Source organism: Streptomyces sp. NBC_01214, from assembly GCF_026340975.1.
Taxonomy (GTDB): Bacteria; Actinomycetota; Actinomycetes; order Streptomycetales; family Streptomycetaceae; genus Streptomyces.
Genome location: NZ_JAPEOS010000001.1, coordinates 4,911,913 through 4,929,079 on the forward strand (window position 1 = coordinate 4,911,913; position 17,167 = coordinate 4,929,079).

The window sequence follows — 17,167 nt, forward strand, 5'->3', positions numbered from 1 at the left end:
CGGCGCGACACCGACCGCGCCGACGCCCGCAGATCGACCTGACATCGCCGCTCGGCGGGCGTCGAGCATCGCGCTGATCATGCGAACGGCTCGCCACGGCCACAGACGGTCACGTGCCGAGGGTCAGGTACTGCGTTGCGTCTGCTCGTCCGGGGGCAGCAAGTCCTTGGCCCTGCGTTCCATGAGGACTGGCAGGTAGGTGCGGACACGCGCGTACTTCAGCTCGTCGTACGCCGTCTGTACTGAGTTCTGTACGAGGTCGGCTTCGAGTCGAGGGTGCGCCTTCATCAGCCGCTCAGCCACATGGCGGATGGCAAGGGCATCCTCCGATTCTGCCATTTTGCACCTCAGATTTCCTTCGAGGACGGCGTCTCCTCAGTCTCCCGGAGCGGCCCACAGCGGGGAAGACGATCTTTCGCCGCTTCGTGCGACCGCTGACCGTACTCACCGGCCGGAACCTGCCGCACTCCCTTTGGTATCCGCTCATGGTGGGCCGGCCGTCCGAGCCGGCTCGCGTCGCCGGCCGCCTGCGCGCCCGCACCGCCGGCGATGGACCGAACGAGGTCAAGCCGCCCTCGCCCAAGAGCGGGTCCGGTGGTGGAAAGTGACGGACGAGGAGACCCGACACCTGAGGGACTCAGCGTGGGAGTTCATCCTCACCCCCAGCGTCTGGAGCACCTCGGCCGGCTCGCAGACAAGCGCTTGTGTGCGCTACAGCCGTCGCGACGATCGCCTTTGGCGCGCGGATCGGGGACCGGACCGGAGCGGGGCCGGTGCGCGGCATGGCACATCCCGTCTGCCGGGCGGGGTGTCAGGGTGGGTGCGGCTCAGTTCGCCGTCGCCGGTCGGCATGGACAGGCTCCGGGCGCCAGGCTGCCTCGCGGCCGTGGTCAGAGACGTTACTCGGCGAGCGGGGTGGGGGCCTGCTGCTGAACGCCCGCTCCTGGCTGCTCCTGGTGGCCCACGTCCAGAAGATGGCCGAAGGCGGCTGAGCGGGCGCCGGACAGCTGGCACACCTGGCCGAGGACGATTTCTGACGCGCGGGTTCGCCCTCGGAGCTCGTTCGCCGCATGGTGCCACCCACCCGCCAGGTCCTGACCGCCGCGTCGGAGGCTCCGCTCGTGGTCGGGCCACGGGTCCTACCGGCGGCTACTCGCTCCTGCTCTACCACGGCCTCGGCCGCGGTCCGTGGCTCCCGGGAGCAGGCTGCCCCCGGCAAGGGTGGCGGGGCACGGGAGGTGACGTTGCGTTGGGCGGGGGAGAGAAGGGACCGGCAGTCGGCGTTCGACGTTCAGCGTGCAGCGTTCGGCCGGTGGTCGCCCGGGCGGGTCCGGGAGGGGTGTGGTGTGGCCGTGATGACGGGCAGGCAGCGCTGTGTGTGTGGGGCGGCACCTTGGCGCGGTCGGTCCTCGCGGTGTGCGGCTGGGGTGCGGACTGGGCCGGGCGTCTGCGGGTCACTTGCTGAAGGCGTCCGCTTCCCCCGGCTCCGTTTCTAGTGCTTGGCGATCGAACCTGAGCATGGCGGCGAAGAACAGACCGCCTAGGAGCAGGAGGCCCCCCACGATCACGACGGAGACCAGCGCCTCTTTCGGCGCGACCAATACGAATACGGCGATGAGTGTCCATACCAGGGCGCAGATTGCGACGGGCAGTTCGAAGCGTCCGAGGTTGAAGGCGCCCTTCTGGCGGCTGAGGCGTCCGCGTACTGCCAGGTAGAGCACGATGGTCGTGCCGTAGGTGAGTGCGGGGAGGATGGTCGAGGCTGTGATCAGCTCCAGCAGCGCGGCGCCGGGCAGCGCGACCATGAGGACGACGCCCAGGGCGAACACCAGCACGGTCGCCGGGATCGGCGTCCTCGTGCGGGGGTTGACCCGCCGCATCAGGCGGTGGGCGGGGAAGCGCCCGTCGCGCGACATCGCAAAGACGAGGCGCGAGCACGCGACCATCACCACGATCCCGGCGCCGAAGAACGCGATGGTGATCGCGACCAACAGCGTCTTCTCCATCACCGGACCGAGCTGGTCACGCATGATCGCCGCGACGGGTGAGCTGTTGTGGCTGATGCGGGGGATGTCGTCGATCGCGATGGTGAGCGTGATCAGGAACAGCATGCCCAGGACGCCGGCCGCCACGACCGATCCCACGATCGCGCGGGGAACGGTGTGGAACGGATCCTTGGCCTCTTCGGCCAGGTTCGCCGCCGAGTCGAAGCCGACGAGTGTCGCAAGTCCCATGATCATCGCAAGCATCACCCCACCGCCGACCGCGAAGTAGTCGGGGGCGTTCTCGACGACACCGCGCGAGGTGAGGTTGCTGGCCGAGCCGTTGCCGGTCACCGCGACGGCGATGGCGAGCGCGATCGCCACCACCACGACGAGCGCCAGTTCGAGCCCCACCGCGACTGTGTTGATCAGGCTGACGATGCGCGTGGAGGCCACGGCCAGCACGGTTTGGATGAGCAGCACCACGAGTGTGATCAGGCGTGCGGTGTCCTCGTTCGGCGCGATGCCGGCGAGCGGCATGAACGCCTGGCTCGCCAGCGCGTTGTCGACCGCCACCACGCCGATCGCCAGGTAGCAGAAGGTCAGCCAGCCGAACCACCAGCCGATCTTCGGGCTGGCCAGCCGCGAGGCCCATTGGTACGAGGAGCCGCTGAGCGGGATGCGCGCCGCGAACTGCGCGACCACCAGCGCCACCAGGGTCTGTCCCACCGCCGCGACGATCCACAGCCAGATGCCGACGGGCCCAGCGGTCAGCAGTACTTCGTCGTAGGTCGCGAAGATGCCGACGGCCACCGAGATGAACGCGAACGAGATTGCGAACACCTGAAAGGGGCCGAGGGTGCGTTTCAGCTCCTGCCGGTAGCCTCCGGCCTCGACGGACCCCGCTTCGCCCCGGGCATCGGACGAAGACTCAGCCACCGCGGCCACCTCACCTTTCAGGGACTCCTCCGGGGCCGCGGCACAGGGCAGGAAGGGCCCGACCAGAACCCATTTTCACCGCCTTCGGCGTGTATGTGTCGTTCGACGCGCGAGGCTGGCCCGTACGGGTGTCAGCCGTCTTCCGCTACGCCGAGGCCGCCGTCTGGCGCTGCCGCGTGTCCACTTCACGGCTCTACCGGTCGGCAACCAGAGACATCGAGATGTCGAACCACACCGACAAAGACCCGCGGAGGTGGGGCATAGAGTCGAGGGATGCGTGGACAGGGGCGGGCGAAGCAGATCGGTGCGGTGGCGGTGGCGGGGGTGGGCGCCCTGACGCTGGCGTGGGTGTTGGTGGGGTGCGACTCGGTCATGGAGGCGATCGGCGAATCGCCGCCGACGGGTAGGGCGGAGCCCTGCCCGGAGGGCGGGGTGCGGCTGGCCGAGGGCGACGGGAACGCGGCAATGGGGCTGCGGGTGGTCGACTTCCAGCTGGTCAACTGTGGTTCGGCGGCGTACCGGCTGGAGGGCTACCCGGAGGTCCGGCTGCTGGACGGGGAGGACCGGCCCCTCCAGGTGGACGTCGGGCACGGGGCGAACGGCGTGACCTCGTTCCCCGCGGACGGAGACGCGCCACCGCGGCCGGTGACGCTCCAGCCGGGCCAGGCCACCACGACGGCGCTGATGTGGCGCAACCTGGTCACCGACTCGACCGTGCCCGCCGCTGAGGGGTGGGTACTGGAGCTCGTCCCCAAGCCGGGCGCGCCCCGGCTGACGCTGCGGCTGAGCGCGCCCGTGGACCTGGGCGACACCGGCAAGCTAGGACTGAGCGCCTGGTCGGCGCTCGCACGCTGACCGCCGGCCGGGATGTCAGGCTGCCGTCGTCCGGAAGCCGGAAGCCGGAAGCCGGAAGCCGGGTGCGGGAGCGGGAGCGGAAGCCGGGGGCGGCAGCAGCCCCTGCGCCAGCTCGCTCTCGTGCTCTGACCGGACGGGTACGCCAGCTTCCGGGCAGCCCTGCGATCGTGTCCGAGTCCCATGCCCCCGAAGTCGGCTGATCAGGGCAGAGTCCGCCGTAGCACGATCTCGCCCTCGTCGATCTCCCCGGTCTCTTCGAAACCGGCCGCGCGGTAGAAGCTCCGCGCCCGGATGTTCTCCGGCTCGACGCTCAGTTGGACCACATCGACCCGTCGTTCGCGCGCGATCCAATCGAGCGAGGCTTCCAGTGCCCGCCGCCCGATCCCTTGGCCTTGGGCACCGTGGTCAACCATGAAGCGCACGATGCTGTGACCATCGCTCGGCCGCTCCTCGTCGATCGGGTGGAAGAGTACGAACCCGACCGGCTCGTCCCGGTGGTAGACGACCTTGGCCTCGGCGTCCGGGTAGACGTAGGCAAGAGCCAGGGAGTCGACGTTCGGGGCGACGTAACCCTCCTGATCCGGACGGACCTTGAGGGCGAGGCACGCCTTGTAGTTCTCCGGAGTCACCGGGCGTAGTTCCACGACGTCGGCCATTGTCTCGGTCCACTTCCAGGAGGCTCGTGCCCACACGGGGGCGCGTACGGGAACGTCGGTGATCACGGCCACTCCTCGATCCATGACCCTGCGACATCACAAGATCCCCGACAGAGCCAGGGTTGCATGACCGTCGGCGGTGTGACGTTGGTCCGGCCCCCCAGGACCTGCGTGGACGACCACATGTTTACCGCCTCAGGGGCTGCCGGGGACTTTCCGGTTGCAGCTGTTCACCGCACCAGAGCTGCGCGCGGTCGACGGGACCATCCCGCGGCGTCCCGGAGGCGTCCCGGGGGTCGGCGAGCACCTGGCGGCGGCCGGCCCGGGCATCCCTTCGGCAGTGTGCGGTTCGCCTCGGCGTGGGCGTGGGGGACGTGCCGCGATGCGGGGGAGGGGCCGGCTGCGGCGGTGGGCTCCTTCCTGGAGAAGGGGTGCCGGCTCAGGAGGCACCCTGGCTGCTGCTGCTGCTGCTGCTGCCGGTCGCGGGAGCCGTGACCGCCCACGCGTGGACGGGGGACGCGGCATGCCCGGTGGCGGGCAGCCACGCGACGTACGCCGCGGCGGTGGAGCAACGCAGGCCTCGTAGGAGATGCCGCGCAGGGCGGCGACCGGGGCCCTGCGGCCGCGCTGGCTGATGACGGTGCCGTCGGCGGCGACAGGTAAGTGAAGGCTTCTTCCTGCCGCTTGCCCTCGTGTCGCTGATCCGCAGCGGCGCCGCGATGCCCGCAGCGCCGCGCACCATCAGTGTCCGTGATGGTATGACGGCGTCCCGGACGTGATCGTTCCCACCGCCTTGAGGGTCCGCAGGACAGGGGCCGTCTCCAGAGTGCGGATCGCCGTCACCGTGCCCAGACCGTGGGTGAGGTAGCGGTACAAGGCCGAGGTGTCCTCGCACAGGGCGTGAGCCACGAGGTTGGTGGGGCCGGTCGTATGGGCCACGAAGGCGAGTTCGTCATGGCGGGCCAATGTCGTGGCCACCTCGTCGAGATGCGCCGGGGCGACCGCCATCCACAGCAGGACCTTGGTGCTGCCCCCCAGAAGCGCGGGGTCGAGCTCCACGTCGAAGAAGATCGCTCCACATTCGCGCAGGCCGTCCAGCCGGCGCGACACCGTCGCCGGCGACCAGCCCGTGGTGGCCGCGAGGTCACCGACACTGGTGCGGCCGTCTCGTCGCAGGGCGTCCATCAGGGCGTGGTCTGCGGGTGAGAGCCGCACTGGCCGGTGCTCCGCCGGGGACGGGGAGCCGATGCATCCCGTGGGTCTCGTGCCTCTCAGCAGGCGTTGCTGTCGCGGTGTGAGGGCGTTGGCGCTCATGCGCCACGGCGTGCGCCAACCGATGTAGGCGTGCAGCAGTTGATGCGCGGAGACGGCGGTGAGCCCGACGCTGGGCGGGAGCTCGCGCAGGAGCAGGGTATGGCCGTGTGCCGTGCCCAGGGGTGTTTCGAGTACCGCGACGACTTCGGTGCCGCCACCGGTCAGGTAGACCCACGAGGTGTCCTCGCGTCGAACCAGGGCGCGGGCGAGATCGAGTGCCGTCTCGGGGGCCGCGGTCAGGCGGAGCAGCCACTGTTCGTGGCCGGTCAGATGGGGGTCGGGCAGTCCGACGACGCGGAACGCGGCGTGTTCGCGCAGTCTCTCGTAGCGGCGGGAGATCGTCTGCGGGGACACGGTCAGCACGTTCGCTATGTGCGTGAAAGAGGCACGTCCGTCGATGTGCAGCGCATGGATCAAGGCGCGATCGAGGTCGTCGAGCATTCGCACACCATCCTTCACGCACCACGTGGCAGGGCGCGGCAAGTCGCCGGTGGCGACGCCCGAACACGTCGGTGCTCCGCTCGGTCGTGATCCGGGCCGCCCGGCCGCCCGGAAGGCCGAGGGGGGAGTCCGCTCCCCCCTCGGCGGTGGCGGCGAGCGTTCGCAGCCACGGAGAACGGGTCAGTCCCTGATCACCGACTTGCAGCGCATCAGGAACTCGGCGAGATAGCCGTCGTGCGGCATGCCGGACTCCATCCAGTACGTTCGGTGGTCTCCCACGTACACGTTACTGATCGAGGGTTCTTCCAGCAGTCCGTCGACGAGCCGGTCGTCGTGTGTCATCGCCGTCAGGACGAGGCTGTTCCGCAGGGGCGCGAGGCCCGCTTCCCGCGTCCACGGAGCGACCCACACGCAGGGGAACGGGAGCTCGACGGAGGCCTGCGACGCATCGGGCCGGTCGAGTTGGTGGACCGCGGGCCGGAGGACGGCGCTGCCGTCGCCCAGTTCGTCGGCGATGCCGTCGCCGCCCAGCCATGCCTTCGCGCCTGCCGCCTTGTGCGACAGGTGCGCCTCGAAGGCCTTGGCCGTGGCGAGCGGCTGCACGGGGCAAACCGCCCCGGGATCCTCGGGCGGCAGACTGGGTACCGAGGAGAGACGTTCGGCCAGCGCCTCGCAGAGCGGGGTCGGGTCGCCCTCCACGAACACGGCGGTGGTGTTGACGCAACCGGTGCCGCCATGGCCGCTCACGGAGTCGACGATGGTGTCGAGGTTGTCCCGCCAGTCCACCTCCGCGGTCAGCAGGATCTTCGAGCGGCCCGGGCCCTGAGGGAGGATCGACGCGTCCGTGACGTACTTGCGCACCACGTCCTCGCCCCCGTAGACCATGCCCAGATCGGCGCCGCGCAGTAGGGCCTCCGCGGTGGCGTGGTCGGTCGGCAGCAGCACCACGTGGTCGTCGCCGAAGCCGGCGCCGCGCAGTGCCGTGATCAGCCGGTGCGGGGTGAAGGGCTCGCGCCGGGAGGGGCGGACCGCGACGCGGTAGCCCAGCGCGAGCGCCTCCGGCCAGAGGCTGTGCGGGCCGGGGTGGTTGCCGGCAGCGTGCACGGCGAAGACGCTGCCGCGCCGGGCCCATACCGCACGGCCCGTACGGGTCAGCGGGTCGTCCCAGCGCGTCACCGATCCGGCCGGCCTGGCGTGCTCCACGCTGTAGTGGACCTTCCTCAGCCGGGCCGCGATCGCCCGGGTGGTGGCCCGCACCTCGGAAATCGGGATCCCGCCGACCCGGCTGACCCGGTACTCGTACTCCGCGACCGACTGGCCGTCCAGGACGGCGGTCGAGAAGAGCTCGGCGGCACGGTCGATCATGCGGATCCGGTCGTCCAGTGCGGGACCGGAGGCGCGGTGCAGGGACTTCATCGTGCGCTCGACGAACAGCGGGGGCACCAGGCTCAGTTCGGCGACCTCCCCGCCCGCGACGTCGTGCACGGTCATCCGGTTGCGGGCCCTGTACGCGCCCTGCGCTCCCAGGGCGTCGAGTTGCAGGAGTTCGGTGCGGGGCCTGCGGGGCTCCGCCATCAGTAGACCCCCTCGATCACGGCCTCGTCCTCGAAGGTCTCGACCGGGGCGATGTCCGCCACCGCGTCCCCGATGTGGCCGGCGAGGGGCTCGATCCGGATCGCGGTGTCCCGCTCCAAGTTGTTGGGCAGGAAGAACGACTTGCTGACGTGGTGGACCAGGACGCGGCCGCGATCGCCGTACGCAACGGTCCCGAGCGTCACCGGATCGACGACGGAGAACGTCACGTACGGGCTGTAGGCATCGAAGACACAGCCGGAGTCCTCCGGGAGGTCCGGGCGCTCGCCGGCGAAGCCGAGGATCATGGTGCTGCCGTAGTTGCCGCACAGGACCGTCTTGGGGAAGACCTCGGTCTTGTAGAGGTGGCGTGAATCGGGATCCAGCTGGGTGCCACCCCAGCGGATGGCCCGTACCTTCTCGTCGACCAGTTCGGCCAGGTCTTCCCGGAGGGCGAGGCGTTCAAGGAGCGGGGGTGTGATGGTCAGGACGCCGATGTCCTGGGTACGCAGTACGAGCCCGGCCTGGTCGATGAGGTGTTCGGCGTAGGCGCCGGCGTCGGCGCCCCGTCCGCAGGCGATCAACTTCTTCACCCAGCGGGGGTCGAGGTCGACCGTGAAGCCGTGGCGCCCGTGGCTGGTCGCGGACCTGCGGAAGTACTCGCCCACGATGTGCGGGCCGGTCGGGACGAGTCCGAGCCAGTTCGCGCCGCCGGGGAAACCGTGGGCGTCGAGGTTGGCGTTGCTCCAGTGGAGCATGCGCTCCAGCCAGTCGCGGAGCAGGACGACCCGCTTGGGGGCTCCCGTGGTCCCACCGCTCTCGAAGACGCCGACGACGTCGGGGTGCCTGCCGTAGCCCCGGGGGATGAGGTCCTCGGCACGGACGTCGCGCAGTTCGGCCGACACGTTGGGGAAGAGCCTGAGGTCTTCGTGGGTGCGGACGTCGCTGCGGGGATCGAAGGGGAGGGTTCTGGCCCGTTCCAGCCAGAACGGGGAACCCGTGTCGGGGTGGAAGTGCCACTCCATGGCGGCCCGGATCAGCTCGTCCGGCTCGGGACGGACGGCGACGGGGAGGTCGAGGACTTCTGTGCTGGGGCGAGGCACGGGCACTCCTTCTCGGCGTATGAGGTGAGGGCGGGGCGGCCGGGCGGCGGGTGCGGAACCTCCGCCGGCCCGCCGCCGTGGTGTACGAAGCGCGGAGCTGGGGACGGAGTCACAGCTCGACGATGACGGCACCGATGTGCCGCCCTTCGATCACCTCCAGCAGGGCCTGTGGGGCCTGTTCGATGCCCTTGATCCGTACGTGGGGGAAGACCATCTCCCCGGCGCGGAGCCACGCACCGAATCGCTCGGTCCACTCCGCACGGTCGTCGAAGTCGTCCGAGCTGAAGCCGCGCATCACGATCCGTTTGTGGATGAGCGGCAGGGAGTCCAGCTCGACGGGTGCCGACGTACCCGTGCCGTCTTCGGAAAGCTGTCCGGACAGGGCGCCGACCAGGACGAACCGGGCGCCCGGACGTGCCGCATCCACAGCGGCCCGTAGCTGTTCGCCGCCGACGTTGTCGAAGAAGACGTCGATGCCGTCCGGTGCGGCCTTCGCCAGCTGTTCGGCGAGCGGTTCCGCGCCGCGTACGACGGCTTCGTCGTAGCCGAGTTCGGTCACTAGACGGTGGGCCTTCTGGCGCGAGCTGGTGCTGGCGATGACGCGGCCGGCGCCCAGTCGCTTGGCGATCTGCCCGGCTATCGATCCGATTCCGCTACCGCCGGAGGAGACGAACACCGTGTCCCCGGGGCGGAGTTGGACCCCGCGGGTCAGCGCTGCGTAGGCCGTCCAGCCCTGCTCCAGATGGGTGATCGGATCGGGCAGGGCCTCGCAGTCAAGACGCGCACACTCGGCCGCGGGCACGACGGCGTATTCGCGCCAGCCTAGCCAGTGCGACACCAGATCGCCCGGCCGCAGCGTGCTGTCCTCAGGGGCTCGGACGACCTCGCCGATCGCCGCCCCGACCAGGGTGTCGCCGGTGTTGAGCACGGGGAACGGCGTGTCCCGTGTCGCGCCCGCGATGAGGATGCGCAGTGTGGCGAAGACATGGAAGAAACGGTTCCGGACGAGCACCTCGCCTCCCCCCGGCGGAAGCAGGGGGGTCTCGACGACACGGAGGTGCTCCAGCCGCGGCAAACCATCAGGCTTGGCAACGAGGCGGACTTCTCTCTGGGTAGCGGGCAGGGCTGCCATTCACGCTCCTGAGCAGGAAGAACGGTAGGGAAGTGGAGCCCCGGACACAGGAAGTGACCAAGGGATTCCAGCGTGGAGTCGGCCGCGTCGTCACCTCCAGTCAGGGCGTCGAACTGGAGCATTTTTTCCATCCCGGGCGGCTGCCTGAAGGAAGCGCACACCGTACGTCGGTCTGATCACCGCCACCGCGGCATCGACGAGCGCGGGCAAGCACCGTGACCGGTGTGGGATTTCACCACCACACCATCCTTCGATGGAAGGAATCCTCCATCTCCACGCTCTGGCTGGAGTCGCCGGATCGGCGCCTCCACTGTGGCTCGTGGTCGAACTCGAAGCCCTGCCCCGGGGGAGTCGGGTCGATGTACCGACGATGATGGAGAGGACTCCGATGACTGCTGAGCGTGTGCTCGCACCGACTCCCACTGCGGCGTACCGATGGCGGTGGCTGGCGCTCACCGCCCTGCTGCTCGGTGAGGCCATGAACCTGCTGGACGCGACCATCGTTCAGGTTGCCGCGCCCGCGATTCACACCGACCTGGGAGGGTCGGTGTCCGATGTCCAGTGGTTCACGACCGCCTACACCCTCCCGTTCGCGGTGCTGCTGATCACCGGTGGCCGGCTGGGTGACATCGCCGGCCGACGGCGCATGTTCGTCGTCGGAATCACCGGATTCATGCTGGCCTCCGCCGCATGCGCCCTGGCGCCGACGGTGGGTCTGCTGATCGCCTTCCGCGTGGTGCAGGGCGCCGCGGCGGCCGTGATCATTCCTCAGACCATCGGCCTGATCAAGACCATGTTCTCCGGCGGCGAGATGGCCAAGGCCCTGGGCAGCATCGGCCCCGTGATGGGCTTGGCCGCCGTCTGCGGCCCGGTGCTCGGCGGCGTTCTGACCCATGCCGACCTGTTCGGCTCGTCGTGGCGCGCGGTCTTCCTGGTCAACGTCCCGCTCTCCGTGGTCGTCCTGGCCATCGCCCCCAAGATGCCGGAGGACCGCGCCCCGAACCGCCCCACCCTCGACCTGACCGGCACGCTCCTGGCCGTGCTCGGTATCGGGCTCGTCGTCTACCCGCTCATCGCCGGCGACATCTCCGCGCTCTCCGGGTGGGGCTGGGCGGCCATCGTGGCCGGTCTGGCCGTGATGGTCGTGTTCGCGCTGCACCAGCGTCGGGTGGCCGCGAGCGGCCGTAGCCCGCTGGTGGAGCCGAGTCTGTTCACGCGCCGCAGCTTCCCGGCCGCCCTGGTGACCTCGACCGCCTTCTTCGCGGTGACGAACGGTCTGATGATGGTCATCGTGCTGCAGCTCCAGCTGGGGCTCGGCATCGACGTGCTCGACGCGGGTCTCACGCTCGCGCCGTGGTCGGTCGGTCTGGCCGTCGCGTCGTGGGTGGCCGGCGCCCATCTGATCCCGCGCCTCGGCCACCGCACGATGTACCTCGGTCTCGCCGTGTTCCTGGCCGGGGCGCTGGCCGCCATCGCCGTGTACCACTCGGCCGCCCCCGCGGCGTACCCCTCGCGGCTGCTGGTCGCGCTGGGCGTCATCGGCGTCGGCGCAGGCCTCTTCAGCCCCGCCTTCTTCAGCATCTCCCTGCACCCGCTGAAGCCTCAGGAGATCGGGACGGCCGCCGGGCTGCTGAACGCGGTCCAGCAGCTGGGCGCCACGCTGGGCGTCGCCGTCCTGGGCAGCATCTACCTCAACCATGCGGCGTCCGGTGGCGCCTCGGCCTCGCTGCACGCGATCGAGGTCGCCTTCTGGGTTGCCGTGGCACTGGTGGTGGTCAGCTTCGTCAGCAGCCGGCTGATGGTCGAGAAGGAAGCCCCGGACAGCACTGGGGCGCAGCACTGATCGGGCCACCGGCCCGAACGGTCCATGCGGCGGCCTCACGGCCGCCGCATCGGCATGTCCGGCCGCGCCGGCCCGTAACGGAACGAGGGACGTCATGACCGCGCGCGCGTGATCGGGGCGGTGCGCCGGCTGCGGGCGAGATCCGTGATCATCGGGCTCGCCGCCTTGACGTTCTGCAGTACCGGGCTGGTCTCGAGGGTGTGGATCGCGCCGAGGGAGCCGAGCCGACGGGCGAGGTAGTGGTGCAGGTCGGCCGGGTCCTTGCACAGCGCCTGGGCCACCAGGTTGGTGGGGCCCGTGGTCGCAGCGACGAAGGCGAGTTCGTCGTGGCCCGCCAGGGTCGTCGCCACGTTCTCCAGTTGTGCGGGGCTCACCGACATCCAGAGCAGTGCCCGGGTGTTGGCACCGAGCAGCCCGGTGTCGACCTCCACGTCGAAGAAGATGGCTCCGCCCGCCTGCAGGTCGGCCAGACGGCGCGCGACGGTGACGGGGGACCAGCCGGTCGCCTGGGCGAGTTCCGCGTGACTGGCACGCCCGTCCTTCTGCAGGGCGACCAGCAGATCCGCGTCCGAGTCGCTCAGTTGACGGGGCACAGCGACGTACGCCGTGTCGGAGGCGTCGTGCGAGCGGAAGATGCGCTGCTGCTCCTCGGTCAGGGTGTCGGCGCTCCGGCGCCAGGCGGTGGGGCCCCCGAGGTACATGTGCAGCAGGCAGTGGGCCGACACGGCGGTGATGTTGTTCGTGCGCGGGATGTCGCGCAACAGCAGGGAGTTGCCGACCGCGGCGTCGGTGGGCGTGTGGATGACCGCCACGATCTCGGTGCCGCCGGAGGTGAGTTTGACCCACGAGGTATCCGGGCGCCGGGCCAGGGCGCGGGCGAGGTCCTGTGCGGAGCTCGCTGCGGCGGTGAGCCTGACGAGCCACTGGGTCTGGCCGGCTCGGTGGGGGTCGGCGAGCCCGACGACCCGTAACGAGGCCTCGTCACGCAGTCGTCGGTAGCGGCGGGCGATGGTCTGGGGGGAGACGTCGAGAGCCGTGGCGATCTGGCTGAACGGTGCACGGCCGTTAAGGTGCAGCGCGTGGATCAGGGCACGGTCCAGGGTGTCGAGCATGCACTCATCCTTCACTAGGGGCCCGCTCCGTGGAATAAAGCTGAAGATACGGCAGGTCACGCTACCACCGCAGCCGGAAAGGCCCGCAGAATTCCATCAGTTCACCGCTCGTCGTGCACAATTGACACGTTCCGACGGGCGGATAAACGTTTCCGGCCCCTCTCTTTCAAGTTACACCTACAGAAACATCCCAGCCATAGGGAAACATCCCAGCCGTCATGAGGGCGTTTTCGGGCGTCGACACGCACCGGCGCGAATTCGTCGTTTTGTGCAGATTTTAACTCGCCTTGGGGAGGATTTGGTGGCTGAATTGAAGACGCCCTCGATAGGGGTCGGTCAGACCGCACTCTTCGTCGCATGGATGCGGCAGTTGGAAAGCGATCGTCCGGATGCGCTTTTCCGGGATCCGCTCGCCGCCGCGATGCTCTCGGCCCTGGCGGAGGATCCGGTACTGGCGGACGTGGCCGAGGTGATCAAGCAGACCCACACCAGCGCGGCCGGCTTCCCCACCTACTTCGCGGTGCGCACCCGGTTCTTCGACGACGAGGTGATCTCCGCGACCCTGCGCGGGATCCGCCAGGTCGTCACGCTGGCCGCGGGCGTGGACGGGCGCACCGTCCGGCTGGACCTGCCGGCCGGGACGCGCTGGTTCGAGGTGGACCTGCCGGAGATGATGCCGTTCAAGGACGCGCTGATCGAGCAGTCCGGCCTGCCCCTCGCGTGCGAGCGCCGCGGGGTGGCCGCGGACCTCCGGGAGGACTGGCAGGCGGCGCTGCAAGCTGCGGGTTTCGACCCGTCGCGGCCCACGATCTGGCTGATCGAAGGCCTCTTGATGTACCTGACGGACGCCGCCGGCGACGCGATCCTCGCCGGTGTCAGCGAGCTGTCCGCTCCGGGCAGCCAGCTCATGCTGGAGCACCTCAAGGCGGCCATGCTCGAAGAGGAGGGCAGGCCGGTACGTGAGCGGGTCGAAGAGCAGGGCGCCTCCTGGCTCTCCGCCCGCGACGACCTCACCTCCTGGATGAGCGGCCACGGTTGGAGCGCCCGGGTGTACGCGGGCGACGATCCGCGGATCGGATACGGGCGCACGGTGGCGCCGCTCCCGGCGTGCTGGCTGGCGACGGGCACGCTCACTCGGCCCGCCGGCGATCCGGTGGACTGACGGTAAACCGCCGGCCCGGGCGGAGGGGAAACCGGAACTCAAAATTCCGCAGCGGAACCGCAATCCCGGACGCCCGTACGGTTTCCTTGTCGAAAAAATGTCAGGTGCCATCCATGAGTTTGTCAGATTACCGTAGGGCGGTCCGCCGCCGGCCATGGCGGAGTGGCATCCCGTTTGTTGCACGCGTTCGTACCAGCGACAGGTAACCGAGGCGTCGCGCCGTCACCACGCCATTACTGAATCCCCCAAGCCCAGCGGAGGAATCGCATGCCAGACGACACCGCACGCCCACGTCATCCAGAGGAGCCCTGCTTAGCGAAAAGCCATTGCGTGGTGTTGGGAGCGAGTATCGGCGGTCTGTTCGCCGCGCGGGTGCTGTCCGACACCTTCGACCGGGTGACGCTGATCGACCGGGACGCGCTGCCGGAGACGGACGAGAACCGAAAGGGCGTCCCGCAGGGCCGCCACGCGCACGCCATCCTGCCGGCCGGCACGAAGTGGCTCCAGGAAACGTTCCCCGGTCTGCTGGAGCAGTTCGAGGCGGACGGGGTGTCCGTGGTCCGGGAACCCGACGAGATGCACTTCGCGCCGGGAGGCCACCTCCTCAGCCAGAAGGGCCGCCGCAGGGACCCCATCCCCACCTACCAGCCGAACCGGCCCCAACTGGAAGGCGGAGTACGCGCACGGCTGAGGGCACTGGCGAACATCGAGATCATCGACCGGTGCGAGGCGTCCGGTCTCATCAACTCCCCGGACGGACGACGCGTCGTCGGCGTCCGTGTGGTGGACCGGGACGACGGAGCCGAGCGGGAAATCGCCGCGGACCTCGTCGTCGACGCGACAGGTCGCGGCGGACGCACGACGCGCTGGCTCGCGGATCTGGGCTACGACCAGCCGCAGGAAGACCGCCTCGCCATCGACATCAAGTACGTCAGCCGGAACCTGAAGGTGGCACCGGGCGCCCTCGGCAGCAAGAAGGTCGTCATCGTCGGCGCGTGCCCGGGACGGCCGACCGGCGCGACCTTCCTCCAGCACGGCGACGACCACTGGATGCTGACGCTGATCGGCTACGGCGGGCACCACCCGCCCACCGACCCGGGCGAGTTCCTGGAGTTCGCCAAGCCCATCCTGCCGCCGGATGTCTTCGAGGTCCTCTGCGTCGCCGAACCCCTCGACGACCCGGTCGCCCACCGCTATCCGGCGAGCGTGCGCCGGCGCTACGAGCGGCTGGAACGTTTCCCCGACGGACTGCTCGTCTTCGGTGACGCCCTCTGCAGCTTCAACCCCGTCTACGGCCAGGGGATGTCCGCGGCCGCCCTGCAGGCCGAGGCGTTGCAGGATGCCCTGGCCCAGGGCCGGGACCAGCTGCCCAGACGCTTCTTCAAGACGGCTGCCCGCCGCATCGAGGTCGCCTGGCAGATGGCCCTCGGCAGCGACCTCTCGCTGCCCGAGGTGCCGGGCCCTCGGCCGCTGCCGGTGCGCGTCCTCAACGCGTACTTCGGCTGGCTGATGACCGCTGCGGAACACGACTCGGCGCTGACCCAGGAGTTCGTCAAGGTCAGTTCCCTCCTCTCGCCCCCGACGATCCTGCTCGCCCCCGCCACGATCGGGCGGGTCGTCGTCGGAAACCTGCGCCGACGTCCTCCCGCACGCTGAACATCCGAAACGAAGAACGTGGCATGAAAGGCCGTCACGCAGGTCAGCCATGCCCTTTTCCTGACAGATGAATTCTCTGTGCACCGATAGAACTTCCTTGACTTCGACGTATTCGGAGTCCTAGCGTTCCAGAGCCGAGAAATGCGAAGGGAATGATTCGGAATGTCAAATCCGGTGGCCGTTTCCGCCGTGGAGACTCCCGACCGCGCCGAACTCGTGAAGCGGGCCGAAGGGCTGCGGGACCTGCTGTGGGAAGACGCCGTCGACTGCGAACGCGAGCGGCGCGTACCCGAACGAGTCGTCTCGTCCATGACCGAGGCCGGCCTGCTGCGGCTGATGACACCACGGCGGCTCGGGGGCCACGGGACGGACATGCGCACCCTCCTCGAGGTCGCCACCGCGCTCGGTCGCGGCTGCTGCTCCGCCGCCTGGATAGCCGGCGTCCTGAACGCCGGGAACTTCGTGGCGTCGCTGTTCCCTCCGGCCGCAGGCGACGAGGTGTGGGGCGAGAACCCCGACGCCCGGTGCGCCCTGGTCCTGGGGCTACCCGCGCAGAACGTCGAGCGGGCTGACGGCGGCGTCGTCGTCAGCGGCGAGTGGGCCTACGTCTCCGGCTGCCTGCACGCCCAGTGGGTCAGCGCCCTGATCGCCGTCCCTACCGCCGAGGACCGGCCCGACATCCAGTTCGCCCTGATGCCGGCCGACGCGGTCACCATCAAGGACACCTGGCACTTCGCCGGCATGCGCGGCACCGGCAGCAACACGGTCGTCGCCGACCGGCTCTTCGTACCGAGCCACCGTCTGGTGCCCTACGTGCCCATCCTCAACGGCGAGACCGACGGTGTCGTCGACGCCGATCTGCCCTACCGCAACAGCTTGACCGGCCTGTTCGCCATCGGCCTGATCGGTGCGCTGATCGGCGGCGCCAAGGCCGCCCTCGGCTACGTCCGCGACAAGGGCCCCACCCGTCCCGTCGCTGGCTCCACCTACCGCGACCAGACGCAGTCGCCGACCTTCCAGCTCGACCTGGCCGACGCCACGTCGAAGATCGACACGGCCAAGCTGATCGCCCTGCGCATCGCCGACACCGTCGACGAGTACGCCCGGGCCGGCAGGAACATCGATCTGACCGTCCGGGCCCGCAACCGGCTGGAGTCCGCCCAGGTCGGTCGGCTGTGCCGGGAAGCCGTCGACACCCTGCTGACCGCCCACGGTTCCTCCGCCTTCAACGAGGCCAACCCGCTCCAGCGGCTCTGGCGCGACATCAACGTCGGCAGCCGCCACGCCGGCTTCGGCATGGGCATCCCCGAGCAGGTCTACGGCCGCGCCCTCGTCGGCCAGGACCCCCGCGACATCAGCTTCATCGTCTGACCGGATGCCCCGATGCCCCGATGCCCCGA

The 17,167-nt window shown here is 69.7% G+C and carries 13 protein-coding genes; 5 read left to right on the plus strand and 8 right to left on the minus strand.

Features of this window, described 5'->3' with window-relative positions; all coding sequences use genetic code 11:
• Positions 1-123 precede the first annotated feature (123 nt).
• Complete coding sequence (locus OG594_RS22960; protein ID WP_266601917.1) at positions 124-339, minus strand: three-helix bundle dimerization domain-containing protein; 216 nt, start codon at positions 337-339, stop codon at positions 124-126.
• A 1,115-nt stretch (positions 340-1,454) separates the two neighbouring features.
• Positions 1,455-2,921, minus strand: coding sequence for an APC family permease (locus OG594_RS22965; protein ID WP_266601919.1), 1,467 nt, complete (start codon positions 2,919-2,921; stop codon positions 1,455-1,457).
• Between the two features lie 273 nt (positions 2,922-3,194).
• Between OG594_RS22965 and OG594_RS22970 the strand changes: the two genes are divergently transcribed.
• Positions 3,195-3,776: a DUF4232 domain-containing protein gene (locus OG594_RS22970; protein WP_266601921.1), complete on the plus strand. Its 582-nt coding sequence runs from the start codon at positions 3,195-3,197 to the stop codon at positions 3,774-3,776.
• 200 nt (positions 3,777-3,976) lie between these two features.
• Here the strand turns inward: OG594_RS22970 and OG594_RS22975 are convergent, their stop codons facing one another.
• The 5 genes from OG594_RS22975 to OG594_RS22995 all read right to left on the minus strand — a co-directional run bounded on the left by OG594_RS22975 (position 3,977) and on the right by OG594_RS22995 (position 9,994).
• Positions 3,977-4,498, minus strand: a complete 522-nt coding sequence (locus tag OG594_RS22975) for an N-acetyltransferase (RefSeq protein WP_266601923.1) — start codon at positions 4,496-4,498, stop codon at positions 3,977-3,979.
• Positions 4,499-5,173: 675 nt separating this feature from the next.
• Positions 5,174-6,187: an Lrp/AsnC family transcriptional regulator gene (locus tag OG594_RS22980; RefSeq protein ID WP_266601925.1), complete on the minus strand. Its 1,014-nt coding sequence runs from the start codon at positions 6,185-6,187 to the stop codon at positions 5,174-5,176.
• A 180-nt stretch (positions 6,188-6,367) separates the two neighbouring features.
• Positions 6,368-7,762 carry an aldehyde dehydrogenase family protein gene (locus OG594_RS22985; RefSeq protein ID WP_266601927.1) on the minus strand — a complete coding sequence of 465 codons (1,395 nt, stop codon included), beginning with the start codon at positions 7,760-7,762 and terminating at the stop codon, positions 6,368-6,370.
• The gene (locus tag OG594_RS22990; RefSeq protein ID WP_266601929.1) at positions 7,762-8,862 is read right to left on the minus strand and encodes a phenazine antibiotic biosynthesis protein; all 1,101 of its coding nucleotides are present in this window, start codon (positions 8,860-8,862) and stop codon (positions 7,762-7,764) included. The genes OG594_RS22985 and OG594_RS22990 overlap by 1 nt, the downstream gene beginning before the upstream one ends.
• 109 nt (positions 8,863-8,971) lie before the next feature.
• Entirely contained in the window at positions 8,972-9,994 is a 1,023-nt protein-coding gene (locus OG594_RS22995; RefSeq protein WP_266601931.1) for an NADP-dependent oxidoreductase, read from the minus strand.
• Between the two features lie 388 nt (positions 9,995-10,382).
• Here OG594_RS22995 and OG594_RS23000 point away from each other — a divergent pair, with 388 nt between their 5' ends.
• Positions 10,383-11,837, plus strand: coding sequence for an MFS transporter (locus OG594_RS23000; protein ID WP_266601933.1), 1,455 nt, complete (start codon positions 10,383-10,385; stop codon positions 11,835-11,837).
• A gap of 92 nt (positions 11,838-11,929) precedes the next feature.
• On the opposite strand, the gene OG594_RS23005 is transcribed toward OG594_RS23000, so the two are convergent.
• Entirely contained in the window at positions 11,930-12,949 is a 1,020-nt protein-coding gene (locus OG594_RS23005; RefSeq protein ID WP_266601935.1) for an Lrp/AsnC family transcriptional regulator, read from the minus strand.
• A gap of 301 nt (positions 12,950-13,250) precedes the next feature.
• On the opposite strand from OG594_RS23005, the gene OG594_RS23010 reads away from it, so the two are divergent.
• The 3 genes from OG594_RS23010 to OG594_RS23020 all read left to right on the plus strand — a co-directional run bounded on the left by OG594_RS23010 (position 13,251) and on the right by OG594_RS23020 (position 17,138).
• Positions 13,251-14,111, plus strand: coding sequence for an SAM-dependent methyltransferase (locus OG594_RS23010; RefSeq protein ID WP_266601937.1), 861 nt, complete (start codon positions 13,251-13,253; stop codon positions 14,109-14,111).
• Positions 14,112-14,444: 333 nt separating this feature from the next.
• Positions 14,445-15,767, plus strand: a complete 1,323-nt coding sequence (locus tag OG594_RS23015) for an NAD(P)/FAD-dependent oxidoreductase (protein WP_266601939.1) — start codon at positions 14,445-14,447, stop codon at positions 15,765-15,767.
• A gap of 162 nt (positions 15,768-15,929) precedes the next feature.
• Complete coding sequence (locus OG594_RS23020) at positions 15,930-17,138, plus strand: acyl-CoA dehydrogenase family protein (RefSeq protein WP_266601947.1); 1,209 nt, start codon at positions 15,930-15,932, stop codon at positions 17,136-17,138.
• Positions 17,139-17,167: the final 29 nt, after the last annotated feature.

Coding starts and splice junctions, on each gene's coding strand:
- OG594_RS22960 (WP_266601917.1), bottom strand. CDS start 339: ATGGCAGAATCGGAGGATGCCCTTGCCATCCGCCATGTGGCTGAGCGG.
- OG594_RS22970 (WP_266601921.1), top strand. CDS start 3,195: ATGCGTGGACAGGGGCGGGCGAAGCAGATCGGTGCGGTGGCGGTGGCG.
- OG594_RS22980 (WP_266601925.1), bottom strand. CDS start 6,187: ATGCTCGACGACCTCGATCGCGCCTTGATCCATGCGCTGCACATCGAC.
- OG594_RS22985 (WP_266601927.1), bottom strand. CDS start 7,762: ATGGCGGAGCCCCGCAGGCCCCGCACCGAACTCCTGCAACTCGACGCC.
- OG594_RS22995 (WP_266601931.1), bottom strand. CDS start 9,994: ATGGCAGCCCTGCCCGCTACCCAGAGAGAAGTCCGCCTCGTTGCCAAG.
- OG594_RS23000 (WP_266601933.1), top strand. CDS start 10,383: ATGACTGCTGAGCGTGTGCTCGCACCGACTCCCACTGCGGCGTACCGA.
- OG594_RS23005 (WP_266601935.1), bottom strand. CDS start 12,949: ATGCTCGACACCCTGGACCGTGCCCTGATCCACGCGCTGCACCTTAAC.
- OG594_RS23020 (WP_266601947.1), top strand. CDS start 15,930: ATGTCAAATCCGGTGGCCGTTTCCGCCGTGGAGACTCCCGACCGCGCC.